The organism is Bacillota bacterium, from assembly GCA_040755295.1.
Taxonomy (GTDB): Bacteria; Bacillota; Desulfotomaculia; order Desulfotomaculales; family Ammonificaceae; genus SURF-55.
The window spans coordinates 44,119-62,805 of sequence record JBFMBK010000013.1; the positions used below are offsets into that span (position 1 = coordinate 44,119).

Annotated in this window: 17 protein-coding genes and 1 pseudogene; all 18 read right to left on the bottom strand. The window is 57.5% G+C overall.

The genetic code is table 11. The annotated features are described in order from the left end of the window. Window positions 1-3: 3 nt before the first annotated feature. Window positions 4-852: a lipid II flippase Amj family protein gene (locus AB1500_10055; GenBank protein ID MEW6183500.1), complete on the bottom strand. Its 849-nt coding sequence runs from the start codon at window positions 850-852 to the stop codon at window positions 4-6. Between the two features lie 20 nt (window positions 853-872). Next, window positions 873-3,005, bottom strand: coding sequence for a DNA helicase PcrA (pcrA, locus tag AB1500_10060; protein MEW6183501.1), 2,133 nt, complete (start codon window positions 3,003-3,005; stop codon window positions 873-875). Between the two features lie 433 nt (window positions 3,006-3,438). Further along, on the bottom strand, window positions 3,439-3,825 hold the full coding sequence (locus tag AB1500_10065; GenBank protein MEW6183502.1) for a NifB/NifX family molybdenum-iron cluster-binding protein: 387 nt from the start codon (window positions 3,823-3,825) through the stop codon (window positions 3,439-3,441). Window positions 3,826-3,881: 56 nt separating this feature from the next. Then, window positions 3,882-4,271, bottom strand: coding sequence for a NifB/NifX family molybdenum-iron cluster-binding protein (locus AB1500_10070; protein MEW6183503.1), 390 nt, complete (start codon window positions 4,269-4,271; stop codon window positions 3,882-3,884). 204 nt (window positions 4,272-4,475) lie between these two features. Then, window positions 4,476-5,204, bottom strand: a complete 729-nt coding sequence (gene hisIE / locus AB1500_10075) for a bifunctional phosphoribosyl-AMP cyclohydrolase/phosphoribosyl-ATP diphosphatase HisIE (protein MEW6183504.1) — start codon at window positions 5,202-5,204, stop codon at window positions 4,476-4,478. A 170-nt stretch (window positions 5,205-5,374) separates the two neighbouring features. Next, window positions 5,375-6,133: an imidazole glycerol phosphate synthase subunit HisF gene (gene hisF / locus AB1500_10080; protein ID MEW6183505.1), complete on the bottom strand. Its 759-nt coding sequence runs from the start codon at window positions 6,131-6,133 to the stop codon at window positions 5,375-5,377. Then, window positions 6,123-6,863, bottom strand: coding sequence for a 1-(5-phosphoribosyl)-5-[(5-phosphoribosylamino)methylideneamino]imidazole-4-carboxamide isomerase (gene hisA / locus AB1500_10085; protein ID MEW6183506.1), 741 nt, complete (start codon window positions 6,861-6,863; stop codon window positions 6,123-6,125). The genes hisF and hisA overlap by 11 nt, the downstream gene beginning before the upstream one ends. Further along, window positions 6,854-7,468: an imidazole glycerol phosphate synthase subunit HisH gene (gene hisH / locus AB1500_10090; GenBank protein MEW6183507.1), complete on the bottom strand. Its 615-nt coding sequence runs from the start codon at window positions 7,466-7,468 to the stop codon at window positions 6,854-6,856. Before hisH ends, hisA begins: the two co-directional genes overlap by 10 nt. A gap of 67 nt (window positions 7,469-7,535) precedes the next feature. Further along, the gene (gene hisB / locus AB1500_10095; GenBank protein ID MEW6183508.1) at window positions 7,536-8,120 is read right to left on the bottom strand and encodes an imidazoleglycerol-phosphate dehydratase HisB; all 585 of its coding nucleotides are present in this window, start codon (window positions 8,118-8,120) and stop codon (window positions 7,536-7,538) included. Window positions 8,121-8,366: 246 nt separating this feature from the next. After that, on the bottom strand, window positions 8,367-9,446 hold the full coding sequence (gene hisC, locus AB1500_10100; GenBank protein ID MEW6183509.1) for a histidinol-phosphate transaminase: 1,080 nt from the start codon (window positions 9,444-9,446) through the stop codon (window positions 8,367-8,369). Between the two features lie 339 nt (window positions 9,447-9,785). Further along, entirely contained in the window at window positions 9,786-11,072 is a 1,287-nt protein-coding gene (gene hisD, locus AB1500_10105) for a histidinol dehydrogenase (protein MEW6183510.1), read from the bottom strand. Between the two features lie 116 nt (window positions 11,073-11,188). Further along, entirely contained in the window at window positions 11,189-12,457 is a 1,269-nt protein-coding gene (gene purD / locus AB1500_10110; GenBank protein MEW6183511.1) for a phosphoribosylamine--glycine ligase, read from the bottom strand. A gap of 103 nt (window positions 12,458-12,560) precedes the next feature. Beyond that, window positions 12,561-13,133 (bottom strand): annotated as a pseudogene (gene purH, locus AB1500_10115) (bifunctional phosphoribosylaminoimidazolecarboxamide formyltransferase/IMP cyclohydrolase). A 44-nt stretch (window positions 13,134-13,177) separates the two neighbouring features. After that, the gene (locus AB1500_10120; GenBank protein ID MEW6183512.1) at window positions 13,178-13,474 is read right to left on the bottom strand and encodes a two-CW domain-containing protein; all 297 of its coding nucleotides are present in this window, start codon (window positions 13,472-13,474) and stop codon (window positions 13,178-13,180) included. A 238-nt stretch (window positions 13,475-13,712) separates the two neighbouring features. Then, window positions 13,713-14,795, bottom strand: coding sequence for a phosphoribosylformylglycinamidine cyclo-ligase (gene purM / locus AB1500_10125; GenBank protein ID MEW6183513.1), 1,083 nt, complete (start codon window positions 14,793-14,795; stop codon window positions 13,713-13,715). 68 nt (window positions 14,796-14,863) lie between these two features. Then, window positions 14,864-16,294, bottom strand: a complete 1,431-nt coding sequence (gene purF, locus AB1500_10130; GenBank protein MEW6183514.1) for an amidophosphoribosyltransferase — start codon at window positions 16,292-16,294, stop codon at window positions 14,864-14,866. 32 nt (window positions 16,295-16,326) lie between these two features. After that, the gene (purC, locus tag AB1500_10135) at window positions 16,327-17,034 is read right to left on the bottom strand and encodes a phosphoribosylaminoimidazolesuccinocarboxamide synthase (GenBank protein MEW6183515.1); all 708 of its coding nucleotides are present in this window, start codon (window positions 17,032-17,034) and stop codon (window positions 16,327-16,329) included. A 359-nt stretch (window positions 17,035-17,393) separates the two neighbouring features. Then, window positions 17,394-18,683: an adenylosuccinate lyase gene (purB, locus tag AB1500_10140; GenBank protein ID MEW6183516.1), complete on the bottom strand. Its 1,290-nt coding sequence runs from the start codon at window positions 18,681-18,683 to the stop codon at window positions 17,394-17,396. Window positions 18,684-18,687: the final 4 nt, after the last annotated feature.

The following is an 18,687-nucleotide window of genomic DNA, read 5'->3' on the forward strand; positions in this document are numbered from 1 at the left end:
ATCTTACACTATCAATTCAGCCACAAACTTTATAAGTATCGCCCCGGGCACAAAAATCACCTGCGCCAGCAGGGTCCCGAGAAAACGGGTCACGGCCAGATAAGTCGCCATCTGCCGCACATCCTTTTCCTCCCGCTTACCCCTGAGGGCCTGGTCGGTAATCATCGCGACCGTCGGGTCCACCGCCGTAGCAAGGAGAACAGCCGCCACGCCGTTGACGATTCCGGAAAGGAGCGTCGCGGTCGCCCGGTAGTGGGGGAAAAGGGCGCCGGCGTAAAGGGCGGAAAGCACCCCCGTGGTGTAGACACCCGTCACCACAATATTAAGGACCAGGAACCCCTTGGGTATGCCTGAGCGCTCCCGGATCACCTTCCGCAGCGTTTGGGGCGCGGCCGGCCTCATGGTCTTCAAAGCCTTGTAAAACCGCCGCGGCGAAAGGGAAAAAATAATCAGCCGCGGAACCGACCCTATTTCTTCAAAAAGCAGGATCGCCCTGGAAAACACCTGTACAAAAGCCGGGATCAGAAGCCCTCCGAGGATCGTCCCGACGGTCGCCGCTATTATAACGAGCCTTATGCTGTGGTCCAAAGAAAGAAGCTCCTGCTGGTATACCGGTGACGCGAGCAAAACATCCAACGAAGCCCGGGACGGCAGCGCCGCGATACCGCGGTTTATCGCCCTCTCCACGAGAGAGGACAGGAGCGGCGCCTGAATCATATTGGCCGAACTGGCGATCAGGAAAATGATATTAAAAAGCGAATATGCGGTCGCCAATCGCCCGGTTCGCACCCCGGAGAGACGCACGCTGTAAATCAGGGTGTTAATCAGGTGAACGAGCACCGTAAGAGCCATAACCGCGATGAGATGCGTCGTCACTCTATGGCCAGCCTTTCTAAAGGAGCGTAACTCAAAATCAGGGTTTTTATCCCGGCGCCGGGAAACATAACCGTCACCCGCGCGTCCTCCCCTCTGCCTTCGACCGCCATCACCGTGCCCGGACCCCATTTCTTATGGGCCACCCGGTCGCCGGGCTCCAGCTCAAAGGCATCCAGCCCTTCGCCGTCGGCCGGAGCAACGTCCCCCGCCCTCATCTCCTCCAGCAATCCCTCGGGCATCTCGCCCAAGAAGCGCGAAGGCGGGTTCCAGGATGTATTCCCGTAAAGGTGCCGGGTCGTGCATCGCGTCAGGAAAAGCCGTTCCTTGGCGCGGGTTATGCCCACGTAGCAGAGCCGTCTTTCCTCCTCCATCGCCGCCGTATCCCCGATGCTCCTGGCATGCGGGAAAAGGCCCTCCTCCAGCCCGGTTATAAAAACCACCGGAAACTCCAGGCCCTTAGCGGTGTGAAGGGTCATAAGCGCCACGGCGTCCGTTCCCGGTTCGAACCTGTCCACATCCGTAAAAAGCGCGACCTCGGCCAAAAAGTCTGTAAGACCGCCGCGCTCTTCTATGTCGAATTCACGGGTTACCGTAAGAAACTCCCTGATGTTCTCCACCCGCGCCTGCGCTTCAGGTGTTTTTTCGGCGAAAAGGTGGCGCTCGTAACCCGTTTCCGCAAGCACGGTTTCCAGGATTCTCGTCACCGCCCAGGCATCCTCTCCCCGCAGCCGGACGAATAGCTCGCCCAACCGGCGCATCTCTTCCCGGACCTTTTTAGACAACCCCTGAACCGCTTCGGCCTCAAGAAGCGCGAGTGCCGGAGACAGGCGGTTCGCGGCGGCATGCTGCAGCAGCCGCCCTAAATAGGCGTCACCGATCCCGCGCGGGGGAACGTTGATGACCCGCCTCAGGCTTACGGCATCCGCCGGGTTGACGATCAACCTGAGATAGGCCAGGATATCCTTAATCTCCTTGCGCTCGTAAAAGCGCAGGCCCCCGAATATCACATAGGGGATACCCGAGAGCAGAAAAACTTCTTCTATAACCCGGGACTGGGCGTGGGTGCGGTACAGCACCGCGCAATCCCCGTAGGATAGACCTTCGTCGCGGCGGAGGGCGGCGACGTTTTCCGCGATCATATTTGCCTCCGTCACCTCGTCCGGCGCGACGCAGAGCATTGCCGGCGCTCCCGGGTCCTTGACCGCAAGGAGGGTCTTCTCCTTGCGCAGGTTGTTATGACTTATCACCCCGTCGGCAACGGACAGGATACTTGCCGTGGAACGGTAATTCTGTTCCAGCTTGACCACCCGCGCTTCCGGATAATCCCGCTCGAAATTGAGGATATTGCTGATATCCGCCCCGCGCCAGCCGAAGATGCTTTGATCAGGGTCGCCCACCACCATCAGGTTGCGGTGCTCGGACGCCAACTGGTTCACCCAGACGTACTGCACGTGGTTGGTATCCTGGTACTCGTCCACCAGGATGAAACGGAAGCGCCGCCGGTAGCGTTCCAGGACCGAAGGACACTGCGTGCAAAGCCGTACCGCTTCCCCCAGAAGGTCGTCGAAATCAAGGGCGTTATAATGCTGAAGCTTTTCCTGATAAAGAGTATAAACCTTCGCCACCAGTTCCTCGTAACGGTTATCAGCATGCCGCGCGTATTCCTCCGGTCCCTTAAGCCAGTTCTTTGCCCGGGATATGGCGGCGATGATGCCGCCGGGAGGGTACCGCTTTTCGTCAAGATCTATCTCTTTCAGGCACTGTCTTACCAGCGCCCGCCTGTCGTCTTCGTCGTAGACCACAAACCCGCTGTCCCTTCCGAGGTGGTGTATCTCGCGCCTCAGGATCCTCAGGCACGCCGAATGAAAGGTCATCACCCAGAGGTCCCGCGCTTCGTCGGGCAGGACCGCCTCGATCCGGGCACGCATCTCTTTTGCGGCCTTGTTGGTGAAGGTAATGGCCAGGATGTTCTCCGGCCGTACGCCGGCCTGGCGGATAAGGTAGGCTATCCGGTAGGTCAACACCCGCGTCTTGCCGCTGCCGGCTCCGGCCAAAACCAGAAGCGGCCCCGTGGTGTGCTCCACCGCCTCCCTCTGACCCGGGTTTAGTTCTCGGAGGAAATCCGTCAACTCTCTCTGGGCATCCTTTCCGCAAAAAAGCGCTGGAACCGGTGTAGTAATTAATTAAAACTAATATTATTCTTTCGTAAAAAATGTTTAAAATGGGAACACTTCTCTTACCAATTAAGGCATAAGGAACATTCCCGGTGTATAAATTCGCCGGTTACGGCCTTTGTCCTCCGCCACAGGGCTAATTTATAAGCGGTCTCCCTGCCGCTGCAACCACTCAGATGCTTGTTGTTCCACATCGCACCTCTCAAGTCGCGGCCCGACGACCGGGACACTGAATAGTTGCACGGCGTTGCCGTATGCCTCCGGGAAGGCTCCTCTTATGATACCATGCATTGGATAATAAGAGAAAGGAGTGTCAAGACACTCCTTTCTCCAGCCCGCTATCGCAACCTGCAATTTTTTATCCTAAAGGAAAAGGCCGATTAACGCTCTAATGCCCGCCGCAGCCGCCGCCCCCGCAGCGATGCCGGTGTGCGTGGCCGCCCGTTCCGTGATTGCAGAGTGAAGGACCGTCGGCCAGTTTTCCGGCAATGAAATCGGTAACGGCGTCCGCCACAGAACCCTTTACGCCGGTTATGACGGTAATACGCCTTCTCCCAAAAACCTCTTTCGCCTTTTCACCCATTCCTCCCGTCAGGACGTGAGTCACCCCCATCTCCCCGAAATAATTGGGGAGTGAACACGATTGGTGCCCGGAGTTCTGGACCTCCGCTTGATCTTTAATCCGCCCTTCTTCCACTTCGACAATGGTAAACACCGGGCAGTGTCCGAAATGGGCCGCCACATTACCGCCGTCGGTTGACACAGCAATTTTCACGATTTTGACCTCCCTGTGATTAATGAAACCGCTATTAAAATTGTATGTAATCGTTTCTAAAACCCCGCCAGTTTCCTCCCCGATTTCGCCACACCGGCGTACTGCGGCGCTGTGGCCGTCCTAGCGGCCGGCAGATACCCTTTTACATAAGCGGCGATGCAGTCCTTGACGGTGCCGCTTACCGCGGTGTAGCAGGGAATTCCAGCAGTCTTTAAGGCTTCATGAGCGTTAGGCCCGATGTTCTCGGCAATGACAACCCCTATATCATTTTCGAGAATCGTCTGGGCGGCGCGGATCCCTGCGCCCACCCGGCGTTTTTTCGCGATTAATACGTTCGAGTATACACCGTTATCCATATCGTAAACCGTAAAGTAATTGCAGCGGCCGAAGCAGGAAACCATCGCCGTTTCCAGGGTGTATCCGGATGTTGAAACCGCGATCTTCAATCCCTCACCCCCAATCGTCAGGAGGGATATTTTTAGTATTAGTATATGTTTATAATGGGCATATGTCAATAACCCCAGGGGATGAATCGGCGATAAAAAATTACCGGAAGGTTCCCGCTACGCAGCGGGTGGTTAGATTGCGCAGCGATAAAATTAAAAAGGCGTTGCCGCCTTTTACATGACCTGGTTATAGGCACCCGGAGCTTATTTTTTTCTGCTGGACAGTTCCCCGAACACCTCGCGTACATCCACCCCTTCAGCAGCCAAAAGCACCATTAGGTGGTATATCACATCGGCGGCTTCCGCGATTAACTCGTCCCTCTTATTGTTTTTCGCGGCTACGATGACCTCCGTCGCCTCCTCGCCTATCTTCTTTAAGATCGAGTCTATTCCTTTGTCAAATAAATAACTGGTGTACGCGCCTTGAATACGGTTATGCTTTCGATCGAGGATCACATCGTAAACCTCTTCTAGAATGTTACTGCCGCAGACACACACCGGGCGGGTGGTTTCCTTGGTTTGCGGCCGCGATCTGCCCGGCGTCGCATTATCGTCGTACACCTCCGCCGGGTTGAAGACCAGTTCCCCGACCAGCGCCACCTGTCCCTCCGGCTCAATGCGGTAGTGGAAACAACTCTTGTACCCTTCGTGACAGGCCGCGCCCTCCTGCCGCACCTTAACCAACAAGGTGTCGGCGTCACAGTCGAAATAGACTTCATCAACGTACTGGACATTTCCGGAGGTCTCACCCTTATGCCAGAGTGTATCCCGGCTGCGGCTGAAAAACCACGTCTGCCCGCTGCTGAAGGTCTTGGTGATCGCCTCCCGGTTCATATAGGCGAGCATGAGGACCTCGCTGGTTCTGATATCCTGCACTATCACCGGAATTAAATCATCGCTGTTGTATTTGAAACGGTCCAGATTAAAACGCAAAATCTTCCCTCCTTGGCATAGTAAAAAAGCCTATTTTCCCGTATCTCGGCTTTACCCGCGCCTTTCTTTAAAGTAGCCGTTCATCCTGCAACGGTGGAACGCGGCGATCGTTTGGGCAGCGCAAGGGACCCGGCACTCAATCAACTTGAAAAGACCGAAGGAGTTACTCTTTAAAGCCGGACGGGAATCCCGCACGCTACAAGATATTCTTTGGTCTCCCGGATGGAATACTCCCCGAAATGAAAAATCGATGCGGCCAGAGCGGCATCCGCCCCGCCGTCAACCAGCCCCTCGGCGACATGCTCGAGCGTCCCGACGCCACCCGAGGCTATCACCGGGATTCGGAGCGAGCCCGTAAACGTGCTGGTCAGCGGTATATCGTAGCCGTCCTTCGTGCCGTCCCGGTCCATGCTTGTAAGAAGAATTTCTCCGGCGCCGAGGGATTCGACCTCACGCGCCCAGGACAGCGCGTCAACCCCGGTAGGCGTCCGCCCGCCGTGGATGTAGACCTCCCAGCGTCCTTCCCCGATCCGGCGGGCGTCGATCGCCACCACGACACACTGGCTACCGAAACGGGAAGCAGCCTCCTTCACGAGTCCGGGGTTTTTCACCGCGGCGGTGTTGAGCGAAATCTTATCCGCCCCCGCCGCCAGCATCTGCCGTATATCATCGAGGTTCCGGAGCCCCCCGCCCACCGTAAACGGTATGAAAACCTCTTCAGCGGTCCGGCGCGCGACATCGAGCATGATGTCGCGTTTTTCGGCCGAAGCCGTGATATCGAGGAAAACCAGCTCATCCGCGCCCTCACGGTCGTAAAAGGCCGCAAGTTCCACGGGGTCCCCGGCGTCGCGAAGATTTATAAAGTTGACTCCTTTTACCACACGCCCCCTGTCGACATCGAGACAGGGGATAATCCTCTTAGCTAACAAGCGTCTTCCCCTCCGCCGCGGCTATTGCGTCTGCGAGGCTGAGGCGCCCGTCATAGAGCGCTTTCCCGATGATTACCGAGTCAACCCCGAGTTCTTCCGTCTCCCGCAGATTTTTCACGTCCTCGGCCCGGGATACCCCGCCGGAAGCTATCACCTTCAAACCCGTCTCGCGGGCGAAGTTGGCAACCGCCGGTATGTTGGGACCTTCAAGCTTGCCGTCGCGTGCAATGTCGGTAAAGACCGCCCGTTCCACGCCCATTTTCTTAAGCTGCTTACCGAAAGCGACCGCGTTCACCCCGGCCAGGCTCTCCCAGCCCGCAACCGCCACTACGCCGTCCCGGCAATCCACGCTGACCACGATGCGGGAACCAAAATCCCTTATAAGCTCAAGCATAAGCTCGTGGTTGTAAACCGCCGCTGTTCCTAGTATGACCCTGACGGCGCCGCAACCGAGAATCTCTTCCACCGCCCCCCGTTCCCTGATGCCGCCGCCCACCTGCACCGGCATCGTAACAGCCCCGGCGATATCCCGGATCACGGACAGGTGCGCCGGGCGTCCGGCAAAAGCGCCGTCGAGGTCCACCACGTGGAGCCACCGCGCCCCCGCCGCCTGCCACTTCTGCGCCACCGACACCGGATCGCCGGAGTAAACCGTCTCTTTATCTTTTCTACCTTCCACCAAGCGGACACATTTCCCGCCCCGGAGGTCGATCGCAGGAATCACAAGCACCCTGTCACCAGCTTTCCGAAATTCATAAGGATTTTCAATCCCCAGGTACTCGACTTCTCGGGGTGGAACTGGATTCCGTAAACATTCCCTCTCCCCGCCGCCGAAGTAAAACGCTTGCCGTACTCCGTCTCCGCAATCACTATATCCCGTTCTTCCGGATCAACATAATAGGAATGAACGAAGTAGAAGCGGGTCCGGTCCGGGATGCCGGTAAACAGCGGCGTCGGCCGGGCGAATTCCGCCTCGTTCCATCCCATATGCGGTACCTTAACCCCTTCCGGCAGACGTTTCACACGTCCCCGGAAGTATCCGAGGCCTTTCGTCTCCCCCCACTCCTCGCTCACATCGAAAAGCAGCTGCAGACCGAGGCAGATGCCCAGAAAGGGCTTCCCGGAGTTAAGCGCCCGCTCCACAGCGCCAAGCAGGCCGCGCGAATTCAAATTGGCCATGGCATCGGCAAATGCACCTACACCGGGTAAGACAACCCCCGGTGCGGCGACAACCGCTTCGGCTTCCCGTACCACTTCCGCCTTGAATCCCGCTTTCTCAAAACCTTTTTCCACACTACGGAGGTTTCCCATCCCGTAGTCGATAATCGCTATCACAATTAACTCCTCCGCAAGTATTCAGGGTCAGAATTCAGAAGAACGTTGAACTTTGAACCTTGAACTGTTACAGCGTCCCCTTGGTCGACGGAACTCCCTTGGCACGCGGGTCGAAAGAGGCCGCATCGCCCATCGCCCGCCCGGAAGCCTTGAAAAGCGCCTCGATGATGTGGTGCGTATTCCTTCCGGAGAGGACATTCAGGTGCATCGTAACGCCGGCGTTGTACGCAAAAGCACGGAAAAACTCCAATACCAGTTCGGTGTCGAAGTCGCCCACCCGGGTGGCGGGAAAGTCGGCGCTTAAAGCGACGTGAGCCCTGCCGCTAATATCCACCGCCACCAGGGCCAGCGCTTCATCCATCGGCACCACGGCGTATCCGAACCGGCGAATCCCCTGTTTGGTCCCGATGGCCTTGCTAAAAGCCTGACCCAGGGCGATACCCACGTCTTCAACCGTGTGGTGCGCGTCAACCTTCAGGTCGCCTTCGGCCGCGACATCAAGGTCCCAGAGACTGAACCGGGAAAAGAGGTGCAGCATGTGCTCGAAAAAACCCACGCCGGTTTTCACGGTGCTCCGGCCCTCCCCGTCGATGTTAAGCGTAACCTTGACCGCCGTTTCCGACGTTTGACGGGTAAAACTCGCTTTTCGCATATCAGACATTCGGCCACCTCCCGTTCGTATGCAACTATTCAGTTTCCCCGCAGGGCGCGACGATAAGTAAAGCATCGCTGCGTCAGTCCGACGAAACCGAATCCTCATGTACGTCCCAGTACACTCCGGTTCGGCTCCGTCGTTCTTCCTTGCACTGCACCACTTCTCGCCGCGTTCCGTTTATGTTACTCTTCTGCGGCTAAGCAACACGCTTACGGGTCTATATTTTCACTCCACGATAGACGATTAATCGTCATCATTGACTCCTAAAACAGCGCGCAAAGCATCAATAAACGCCCGGTTCTCCGCCGGTGTGCCGACGTTTACGCGCAAACACCGGTCCAGTCCCGGACTTTCCACATTCCGGATAAGGATTTCTCTTTCCAACAGCCCCTCGTAAACCGCCGCCGCAGGTAAACCTGTTCTGAAAAGAATAAAGTTTGCGCGGGAGGGAAAGGTCTCAACGCCGGGAATATCGCTCATCTTCCGCAGCAGTTCTTCCCGGCCGGCAACAATCGCGTCTATGCGCTCCCGGAAGACCGGCAGGTATTCCAATACGGTTCGGGCGGCCAGTTGGGAGAAGGCGTTAAGGTTAAAAGGCTGTTTTACTTTTAATAGCGCGCTTATCACCTCTGAGCCCGCCGCCAGGTAACCGACCCGCAACCCGGCCAGCCCGAAGGCCTTGGAAAAGGTCCTCAGCACCACCAGACGCGGGTAGCGCCGCACAAGCTCCGTGCAGCTTTTCCCCGCAAACTCCACGTAAGCCTCGTCCAGCAAAACCAGACCTTCCGTCCCTTCGAGCAGCTCTTCGACAGCCGCACGTGCTACCGTGTTCCCCGTAGGGTTGTTCGGCGAACAAATAATCATCATCCTGGTTCCCTGAACCGCCGCTTCCCGCAACAGCGCCTGCAGGTCGAGGGTGAAGTCCGCCAGCCGCGGCACATCGATTGGGACCGCCCCGGCGATACGCGCGTGAATCCCGTACATTGAAAAGGTAGGGGGGGTGATTATCACCCGCCCGCCGCTGCCGAAGGTCAGCAGCAGCGTAAGGATCAGCTCGTCCGAGCCGTTGCCCGCAAGGACGTTCTCCGGGTCAAGGCCGGTGTAACCCGCCAACGCTTCCCTTAACCCTGCTGCCAGAGGGTCCGGGTAACGGACAAAGGTCTGCCCGGAAACCTGCCTGAAGATCTCGGACATTACTTCCGGCGCGAAATCGTAAGGGTTTTCGTTGGCATCGAGTTTGATAAACCCGGGATAGTCCGGCACCGCATAAGGAATCAGATCGCGCAGGTCCGGCCGTGTAAGTTTCAGTACCTCGTCAGTCACATTCCGTCTCCTTTGAGAATAGTACTTCTCTCTTTGGGCGCGACGGTGAGCTTCGCATTACTGCGTCAGGCTTGTCGGCCGGGTCGTCACGTATTTCCATATACGCTCCGGCCCGTCCGGCTGCGCCTTCCTTGTACCGCTCGCTCCTCGTCGCGTTCCGTTTATGTTACTCTTCTGCTGCTAAGTAGTCAGCTTAGGGGTCCTTATTTTCATTTATCACGGTTCGCTATACCCAGGGGGTAACTCCCCGAAAATAAGTGTTCTTTCGTAAGGCGCGGTAATAAGGTGTATTACGCTACGTGAGCTGTACCCTTGGTGCGGTCGGAAGGCCCGCATGGGTTACTTCTCCCGGATTTTGATAGCCCTCCCGTGAGCCGGCAGCCCCTCAACGGAAGCCAGCAGAAAAGCCGGCCCAGCCAGCTCTTTAAACGCCTCCGGTGAAAGGCCGACAACGTTGATTCGTTTTAAGAAGTCCTCCACCCCGAGCGGCGAGAAGAACCGCGCCGTTCCACCGGTAGGCAGAACATGGTTCGGCCCGGCTATATAATCGCCCATGGGCACCGGGGAAAAGCGTCCGAGGAACACCCCGCCCGCGTTTTCCACCTTTTCAAGCGCGGACATCGGCTCGGCGACCATCAGTTCCAGGTGTTCAGGCGCGAAGCGGTTGGCGTAGTCAACCGCAGCGGCGACATCCGGTACGATCACCGCGGCACTCGACCCAAGCGCCCTTCTGACGGTTTCCGGCCTGCCGAGAGCCGTAAGTTCCTCTTCCAGGACCTCGTTCACCCGGAACGCAAGCGCCCGGTTTGTGGTTATTAAAAACGCCCGGGCAAGCGGGTCGTGTTCCGCCTGGGCGAGAAGGTCCGCCGCCACATGCCGGGGGTCGGCGGTGTCGTCCGCAATCACCAGCACCTCGCTCGGCCCCGCCAGGCTGTCTATGCCGACCAGCCCGAAAACCGCCCGTTTTGCGAGTGTAACGTATACATTACCGGGTCCCACGATTTTGTCCACCCGCGGAACCGCTTTCGTGCCGTAAGCCAGAGCGGCCACCGCCTGTGCGCCGCCGATCCGGTAAACCTCGTCCACTCCCGCCTCACGCGCCGCCACCAGGACGTGCGGGTCTATCCCGCCCTGCGGACCGGGGGGCGTGGTCATGACCACCCGGCGCACCCCCGCCACCCGCGCCGGAACAACGTTCATCAGCACGGAAGATGGGTAGCGCGCCCGTCCGCCGGGAACGTAAACACCCGCGCTTGCCAACGGCCGAATCAGCTGACCCAGCCTGGTTCCGTCCGGCGCCGTATCCATCCAGGTCGCGGGAAGTTTCCGGGAATGAAAGCCGCTGATGCGGTCGCGCGCAAGCCGGATTGCCGCCACAAATCGCGCGCTGACCGCCCCGTACGCGGCTTCAATTTCTTCTTCCCTTACCGCCAATCCCTCGGGTGACAGTTCCACCTTGTCATACTCGGCGGTTAAGGTGCACAGGGCGGCGTCCCCTTCGGCGCGCACCCTGGCGATAATGTTTTCCACGGTCCGAGCCGCATCCTCCGGGAATGAAAACTCCCGGTCAAGGAGCCGCTCGGTTTCCGGGTCGTTGGCATTCAATATCCGCAGCAAACCAGTCATTTTCCTCCGTAAAGACATCAGTTATTCAAAACCCGAACAAACCGGGGCCAATTGATTTTACCACGGAGAGACACAGACTACTACATACCTACTATCTACTGCCTACTACCTACTACCTACTGGTTTTTCAACGCCTTCCGCCCGATATCCCGCCGGAAGTGCATTCCTTCGAATTTAATCCCTTCGACGGCTTTGTAAGCGCGGTCGATCGCCTCGCGCACATCGGCGCCGCGCGCGGTGACCCCGAGAACCCTTCCACCCGCGGTAACCAGCCGTCCGTCCTTCAGGCCTGTGCCGGCCTGAAAAGCCATCGCATCGGGCGGCATGTCCTCCAGCCCGGTGATAACGTCCCCTTTGCGGCAGCTTCCGGGATAACCCGCCGCCGCCAGCACCACGCAGACCGACGCGCCCGGACGCCAGGCTAGTTTTACCTGCCGCAGCCTGCCCGCGATCACCGCTTCCATAACGTCGATCAGGTCGCTCTCAAGAAGGGAAAGGATCGGCTGGGCTTCCGGGTCCCCCAGCCGCACGTTGAATTCCAAAACCCTGGGACCCGCCGCAGTCAACATTAAGCCCGCGTAAAGCACGCCTTTATACACTATCCCCTCCGCCGCCAGCCCCCGGATGGTAGGCAGCAGCACCTCGGCCTCGATACGGCGCAAAAGATTCGGCGTCACCGCCGGCGCAGGCGCATAGGCGCCCATCCCGCCGGTGTTGGGCCCTTTATCGTCGTCGAAAACCGGCTTATGGTCCTGTGCCGGAAGGAGCGGCAGCACCGTTTCACCGTCCGTGAGCGCCATAACGCTGGCCTCTTCGCCGGTAAGCCGTTCCTCAACGAGAACCCGGCCGCCCGCCGCTCCGAAAGCCTTCTCCTCCATCACGCTGACAACCGCCGCTTCGGCCTCCTCCGGCCCGTCCGCCACGATAACGCCCTTTCCCGCAGCAAGCCCGTCCGCCTTCACCACGCACGGGCCGTTAAGCCGACGGATATAATCCTTTGCGGGTTCCGGGGCGTCGAAAACCCCGGCCTTCGCTGTCGGTACCCCGCACCGGAGCATTACCTCCTTGGCGAAAACCTTACTGGCTTCCAAACGCGCCGCTTTCTGCCGCGGACCAAATATTTTTAAGCCCGCAGTCTCAAAAACGTCGACGATGCCCGCAGCCAGGGGCGCCTCAGGTCCCACGACGGTGAGCGATATACCTTCCTCACGGGCGAAGGCGAGCAGCCCGTTTACGTCTTCCGCTTTAATCTGGACACACTCGGCAAGCCGTCCGATCCCCGCGTTTCCCGGCGCGCAGAATACCTTTTTCACGCTCGGGTTTTGGGCGATCTTCCAGACGAGGGCGTGCTCCCTCCCCCCGCCGCCGATTACAAGGACCTTCAAAACAGCTTACGCCTCCTTGGAAATCGTTCAACATTCAACGTGCAAGCTACAGGGATGGACCTTTTGAGGTCGGTTCACGGTTCACAGTTCGAAGCTAAACCAGAAGTCCGCCGAGATAGCCGGCGATTGCCGTATCGTAATGCGCGGTATGCGCAAACGCTTCCCGGGCCAACGCCAGCCTCAGTTTATCGCTTACTTCTCCGGCCCGGAGAGCATCTAATACCGCCTGATACTGGTCCGGGTTGACCATCACCAGCACATACCGGTGGTTCTTGGCGGCCGCCCGGATCATCGCCGGACCGCCTATATCGATGTTTTCAATCGCATCCTCAAGGGTCACGCCCTCTTTGCTGACCGTCTGGCGGAAGGGGTAAAGGTTTACCGCCACCAGATCGATGGGCGTTATACCTTGCTCCTCGAGCTGGCGCAGGTGTTCTTCCGTCCTGAGCGCAAGGATCCCGCCGTGGACCTTGGGGTGCAGCGTTTTTACGCGTCCGTTCAGGATTTCAGGAAAACCGGTGACCTCGGAGACATAAGTAGCGTCGACACCCGCGTTTTTGATGGTCTTGAAGGTGCCGCCGGTGGAAACGACCTCCCACCCGAGTTCTGAAAGACCCCGGGCCAACTCTACTACCCCCGTTTTGTCCGAAACACTGATAAGCGCTCTTCTTTCCAAACGACTCAGCCTCCCGATTTAATATTCCCTTAGGACGCCTTTGTTCATTTTAACCTTTCGTTCAGAACCGCACTCAAAATGAAATGCGGGTACTCTTCGCTTTTCACAAGTTCATAGAAATCGCAATTCTTACAGTTCGCATATTTCTGGGCAAACGTTCCCTGGACTGCGCCGCCGCATAGAGTCCCCGCAAGAACCCAGCACGATCTTCCGGCATTCTTGCCCCCGTGAACGCCGTCCATCCGAGTTTCGGTAGCAGCAGGACAAACTCCCAGTTGTTGCGTTTTGGCTCCACCTGGTTCCCTTCCGCACCTTTTGTACTCCCAACAATTTTTTTTCATTGAATTAACCCTCCTAAACTAAGTTTAATGAAGTAGTTGAAGTTTGCAGGTCTTGAGCAGCGATGAGTAGGAAGTAAATTTCTAAATAAATCCAGACAAGAACTTGTGAAATACCTGGAAGTTTAGGAAACGCTGAAAGTTTTGTCTATCCGGGAGCCTTCAAAGATTAGACGCTCGGTTGAACACCAGGTTTCTAAGCAATTGATTAATATTCAAATTTCAAACTAAAAAGTTTTTTTTATTCCCGTTTTATTCCGGAATCGTTATATACAACGCCTTCCGCATCGTTTTCGACCCACCCGATGATGTAAGCCGGCTCGCCGTCCGCGGCCAGCGCTTCCAACAGGTCTTGCGCCTCTTCCCCGGGCGCTATCAGGATATACCCGATCCCCATGTTGAAGGTCCGTAACATCTCGCCGTCCGTAACGCCGCCATGTTCCTGTATAAGCCGAAAAACCGGCGGGACAGGCCAGGATCCGGACCTGAGCACCACCCCGACACCCCGCGGCAGCACCCGGGGGATGTTTTCCGTCAACCCGCCGCCCGTTATGTGGGCCATCCCGCGGATATCAAAACGCTTTAGGAGAGAAAGGACCGTACGCACATAAATCCTAGTCGGCTCAAGCAGTTCTTCGCCCACCGTCCGGCCCAGGAGAGGATCGCGGGTATCGATTCCATATCCCAAAACCTCAAATAACACCTTCCGCGCCAGACTGAGGCCGTTCGAATGAATCCCCGACGAGGGTAGTCCGACAACAATATCCCCGGGTGATATGCGTTTTCCATCCACTATACGGCTTCGCTCAACGACTCCGACCGCGAAACCGGCGATATCGTATTCCCCCGGCGCGTAAAACCCGGGCATTTCAGCCGTCTCACCGCCGATGAGCGCGCAGCCCGCCTGTTCACAGCCGCGCGCCACGCCGGAAACGACGGCCGCAACCTGCTCCGGAACAAGCCTGCCCACCGCAAGGTAGTCCAGAAAAAAAAGCGGCTCCGCCCCGCAAACCAGCACGTCGTTAACACACATCGCCACCGCGTCTATGCCTATCGTTTCATGCCTGTCGCACATAAACGCCACCCGGAGCTTGGTCCCCACCCCGTCTGTCCCGGCTACCAGCACCGGTTCCCGATAGCCGGACGGCAGGGCGCACAATCCTCCGAACCCGCCGATCTCCGCCAGCACCTCCGGGCGAAAGGTCCGCCGGACGATTTTTTGCAGCAACGCCACCGCCTGATTGGCCGCTTCGATGTCAACCCCGGCCGCGGCATAAGTCAGCCCCTCGGGCGGATCCCCCGCGGTTCCGCCTTTCTCACGCATCGTGGAAGATACCTTTCTGCCCTCACCGTTCGTTCCGCCGGCTGACCCGGTCAGTCCTTTGCCGCCCGTCACCCCGCAGCCCCCAGAACCGAAGGGCAGTCCAGCCCGAATTTCCCTTCACCCCGGTCTTTTACGTTGACCGGGTATTCACCGGTAAAACATGCCACACAGAAGTCTCGCGCCTTATCGCCGAAAACCCTCAGAAGCCCGTCCAGCGTTAAATAATGAAGGCCGTCCGCGCCGATAAACCGGCATATCTCCTTTATGTTTTTATGGGCGGCAATCAACTCGGCTTCGTTCGAGGTGTCAATGCCGTAGTAACAGGAACGGATGATGGGCGGTGAGCTGAGACAGAAGTTTATCTCTTTCGCCCCCGCATCCCGCAACATTTTCACAATCCTGCAGCTTGTGGTCCCTCTTACCACCGAATCGTCAACCACAACCACCTTTTTCCCGACCACCACCTCCCGCACCGGGTTCAATTTCAGCCGCACCCCGGTATCCCGGATTTGTTGCGTGGGTTGAATGAAGGTCCGGCCTACATAACGGTTTTTCATCAAGCCTTCCTCAAAAATCAGGCCCGATTCCTCGGCGTAACCCCGGGCGGCCGCAATGCCGGAGTCGGGCACGGGCACAACGATATCAGCCTGCGGACAAAACTCGCGGGCCAGCTGCCGCCCCATTTCCCGCCGGACTTGTCCCACGTTGAAGCCGTCGATGGTGCTGTCCGGCCTGGCGATGTATATGTATTCGAACACGCACTGCGCCCGTCGCGGCGCGGCCACAACGGCATGGGTTCTGGGACCGTCCGGCGCGATCTCGAGTATTTCACCGGGCCTGACATCCCGGACAAAGGTTGCGCCCACGGCATCGAGGGCGCAGGACTCTGAAGCCACAATCCAGCCCCCTGTGCCCAACCGCCCGAGACAAAGCGGGCGGAAACCATACGGATCGCGTACCGCATATATCCTATCCTCGGTGAGAAGAACCAGCGAATATGCCCCTTCGGCCCTTTCCATGCACTGTTTAATAGCGTGGGGCAGATTATAATCACCGTTCAGACGGGAAATAAGGTTAATCAGAACCTCGCTGTCGGTTGTCGTCTGAAAGACCGCGCCATCCTTCAGCAGTTCCCGGCGCAGGGAGAAACCGTTGGAGATGTTGCCGTTATGCGCCAGACCCAGCATCCCTTTCCCGCAGTAAAAAACGAGCGGCTGGGCGTTAATCGGATGGCTGGCACCCGTGGTGGAATAGCGGACGTGTCCGATCGCCAAACGCCCTTTTAGTTCGGAAAGCCTGCTCTCGGTGAAAACCTCCGCCACCAGGCCCATTTCTTTGTGGAGGGCTATCTGTCTGCCGTCGGCCACGGCAATTCCTGCACTCTCTTGCCCCCTGTGCTGCAAAGAATATAGGCCGTAATAAGCCAGGTTTGCGACTTCCAAACCGGGCGCGTAAACGCCGAAAATCCCGCAGGCCTCGTGGAGCTTGTCCGCGTGCATTTGGTCCTCCCCTGAAATAGACGTTTAACCTTTCAATTCCCCGAAAGCCGTCGCCAGACTTCTTTATAGGCCTCGGTCACGTTGCCGAGGTCCCTGCGGAAGCGGTCCTTATCCAGTTTGTTCCCGGTTTCCTTGTCCCAGAAACGGCAGGTATCCGGGGAGATTTCATCGGCAAGCAGAATCCTGCCTTCCTTCCGTCCGAACTCCAGCTTGAAGTCGACCAGGGTGATCCCCTTGGCGTCAAGGTGCTCCCTCAGCACCGTGTTAACCTTGAGCGCCGTTTCCCGCATCCGGTGAAGCTCTTCCGCGGTCGCGAGTCCGAGGGCGGTCACGTGCGAGCAGTTAATCATCGGGTCGCCGAGATCGTCACGTTTGTAATAGTACTCCACCACCGGCTGAGTGAGGGACGTCCCCTCTGGAAGGCCTGTCCTTTTGGCAAGGCTTCCCGCCGCGATATTCCGGGCAACGACTTCTATAGCGATGATTTCCACCGCCTCGACCAGCATCTCCCGGTCGCTCAAAACATCGACGTAGTGGCTCGGGATGCCCGCTCCGTTAAGCAGCTTGAAGAAATACGCCGAAATGCGGTTGTTCAGCGCACCCTTGTCGCTGATTGTGCCGCGCTTTTTCCCGTCAAAAGCGGTGGCGTCGTCCTTGAACTCAACAATATACCGGTCCGGAGCATCCGTCCGGAAGACCCGTTTTGCTTTTCCTTCGTGCAGCATTGCACCGCGAACCATTTTCCCACCCCTATCTCCAATAAAGGAATGAACCGCCAAGGCGCCAAGAACGCCATGAGTTTGGAAAAGTGAATAGGTATTAGCGGTTAAATCTATCTTTCCGGCTTCGATCTGTCTTTATGGTGCCACCTAAGGCCGTATGTGTAACTTCTAGGAAAATACTTCGTTACGCTCGGTTTGTGTTACGTTACTGCTTCTAAGAAGCGACCAGCTTACGGATCCTTATTTTATTCTTATAACCATGCCTTTCGTTATGCTCAGGTATTAAACGATGAAAATAGTCCTTTTTCAGATTTACGCATTCCGTATTTTGGTTCCCTTGGCGTCTTGGCGGTTGATCTTCCCGAAACCGGCGAGTTTTATTTGAAACGCTGGTAGACCTTATCTACATGCTGAATGAAATAGTCGTAATCAAAAAGGGACTCGATTTCCGCGGGCGAAAACCACTTCATAACGTCCGAATCGTTCAGCAGGAGTTCCTTCAACGGTTGCCCGGTGCGCCAGGATTCCATGGCGTTCCGCTGTACCATCGAATACGACTCCTCCTGGCTCAGGCCTTTATCCAGCAACGCAAGGCGCACCCGCTGGGAAAACACCAGCCCGCCGGTGCGTTCAAGGTTGCGCCGCATGTTTTCGGGGTATACATTCAGTCCTTCAAGCAGTTCGGTCAGCTTGAAAAGCATGTAATCGAGCAGGATCGTGCTGTCGGGTATGATTACCCTTTCTACGGACGAGTGTGAAATATCCCGCTCGTGCCAAAGCGCGACGTTTTCCATGGCCACAAGGCAGTTGCCGCGAAGCACGCGGGCAAGACCGCTCAGGCGCTCGGCTATTATGGGGTTGCGCTTATGCGGCATGGCTGAAGAACCCTTTTGCCCGGCCCTGAAAGGTTCTTCCACCTCCCTGATATCCGTACGCTGCAAGCCCCTTATTTCTACGGCAAATTTCTCAATGGAACTGCCGGTGACGGCAATAGCGGTAAGATACTCGGCATGCCGGTCGCGCTGGAGCACCTGCGTGGAAACACGGACGGGTTTTAACCCAAGCCGCCTGCAGGCCAGTTCTTCCACCCGGGGGTCCAGGTTGGCGTACGTGCCGACCGCGCCGGAAATCTTCCCCACGCTTATCCGGTCGAGCGCCCGCCGTAAACGTTCGATGTTCCGTTCCGTTTCGGCGACCCAGAGCAGCATTTTCAACCCGAAGGTTGTCGGCTCGGCATGTATCCCGTGGGTACGGCCGATCATCAGGGTTTTCCGGTACTTCTGCGCCAGATCGAAGATTACGGCCCTCAGCCCCGCCATACGGGTCAGGATTATCTGCCCTGCTTCCTTCATCAGAAGGCTCAAGGCGGTGTCGACCACGTCGGACGAAGTCATCCCCAGGTGGATATAACGCGCCGGCTCCCCCACGTATTCACCGACGCAGGTCAGAAAGGCTATGACGTCATGACGCGTTTCCTTTTCGATCTCGAGGATGCGTTCCACATCGAAGGAGGCCTTCGCCCTTATCTCCGCAACGGCTTGCCGGGGGATGACCCCTAGTTCCGCCCAGGCCTCGCAAGCCGCGATTTCCACCTCCAGCCACTTCCGAAAACGGTTCTCGTCGGACCAGGTCCTTCCCATATCCGGCAAGGTGTAGCGTTTAATCATATAC

Coding starts and splice junctions, on each gene's coding strand:
- purB (MEW6183516.1), bottom strand. CDS start 18,683: ATGATTAAACGCTACACCTTGCCGGATATGGGAAGGACCTGGTCCGAC.
- AB1500_10055 (MEW6183500.1), bottom strand. CDS start 852: ATGGCTCTTACGGTGCTCGTTCACCTGATTAACACCCTGATTTACAGC.
- AB1500_10120 (MEW6183512.1), bottom strand. CDS start 13,474: ATGAAAAAAAATTGTTGGGAGTACAAAAGGTGCGGAAGGGAACCAGGT.
- purF (MEW6183514.1), bottom strand. CDS start 16,294: ATGCACGCGGACAAGCTCCACGAGGCCTGCGGGATTTTCGGCGTTTAC.
- purC (MEW6183515.1), bottom strand. CDS start 17,034: ATGGTTCGCGGTGCAATGCTGCACGAAGGAAAAGCAAAACGGGTCTTC.
- hisB (MEW6183508.1), bottom strand. CDS start 8,120: ATGCGAAAAGCGAGTTTTACCCGTCAAACGTCGGAAACGGCGGTCAAG.
- hisD (MEW6183510.1), bottom strand. CDS start 11,072: ATGACTGGTTTGCTGCGGATATTGAATGCCAACGACCCGGAAACCGAG.
- purM (MEW6183513.1), bottom strand. CDS start 14,795: ATGCGTGAGAAAGGCGGAACCGCGGGGGATCCGCCCGAGGGGCTGACT.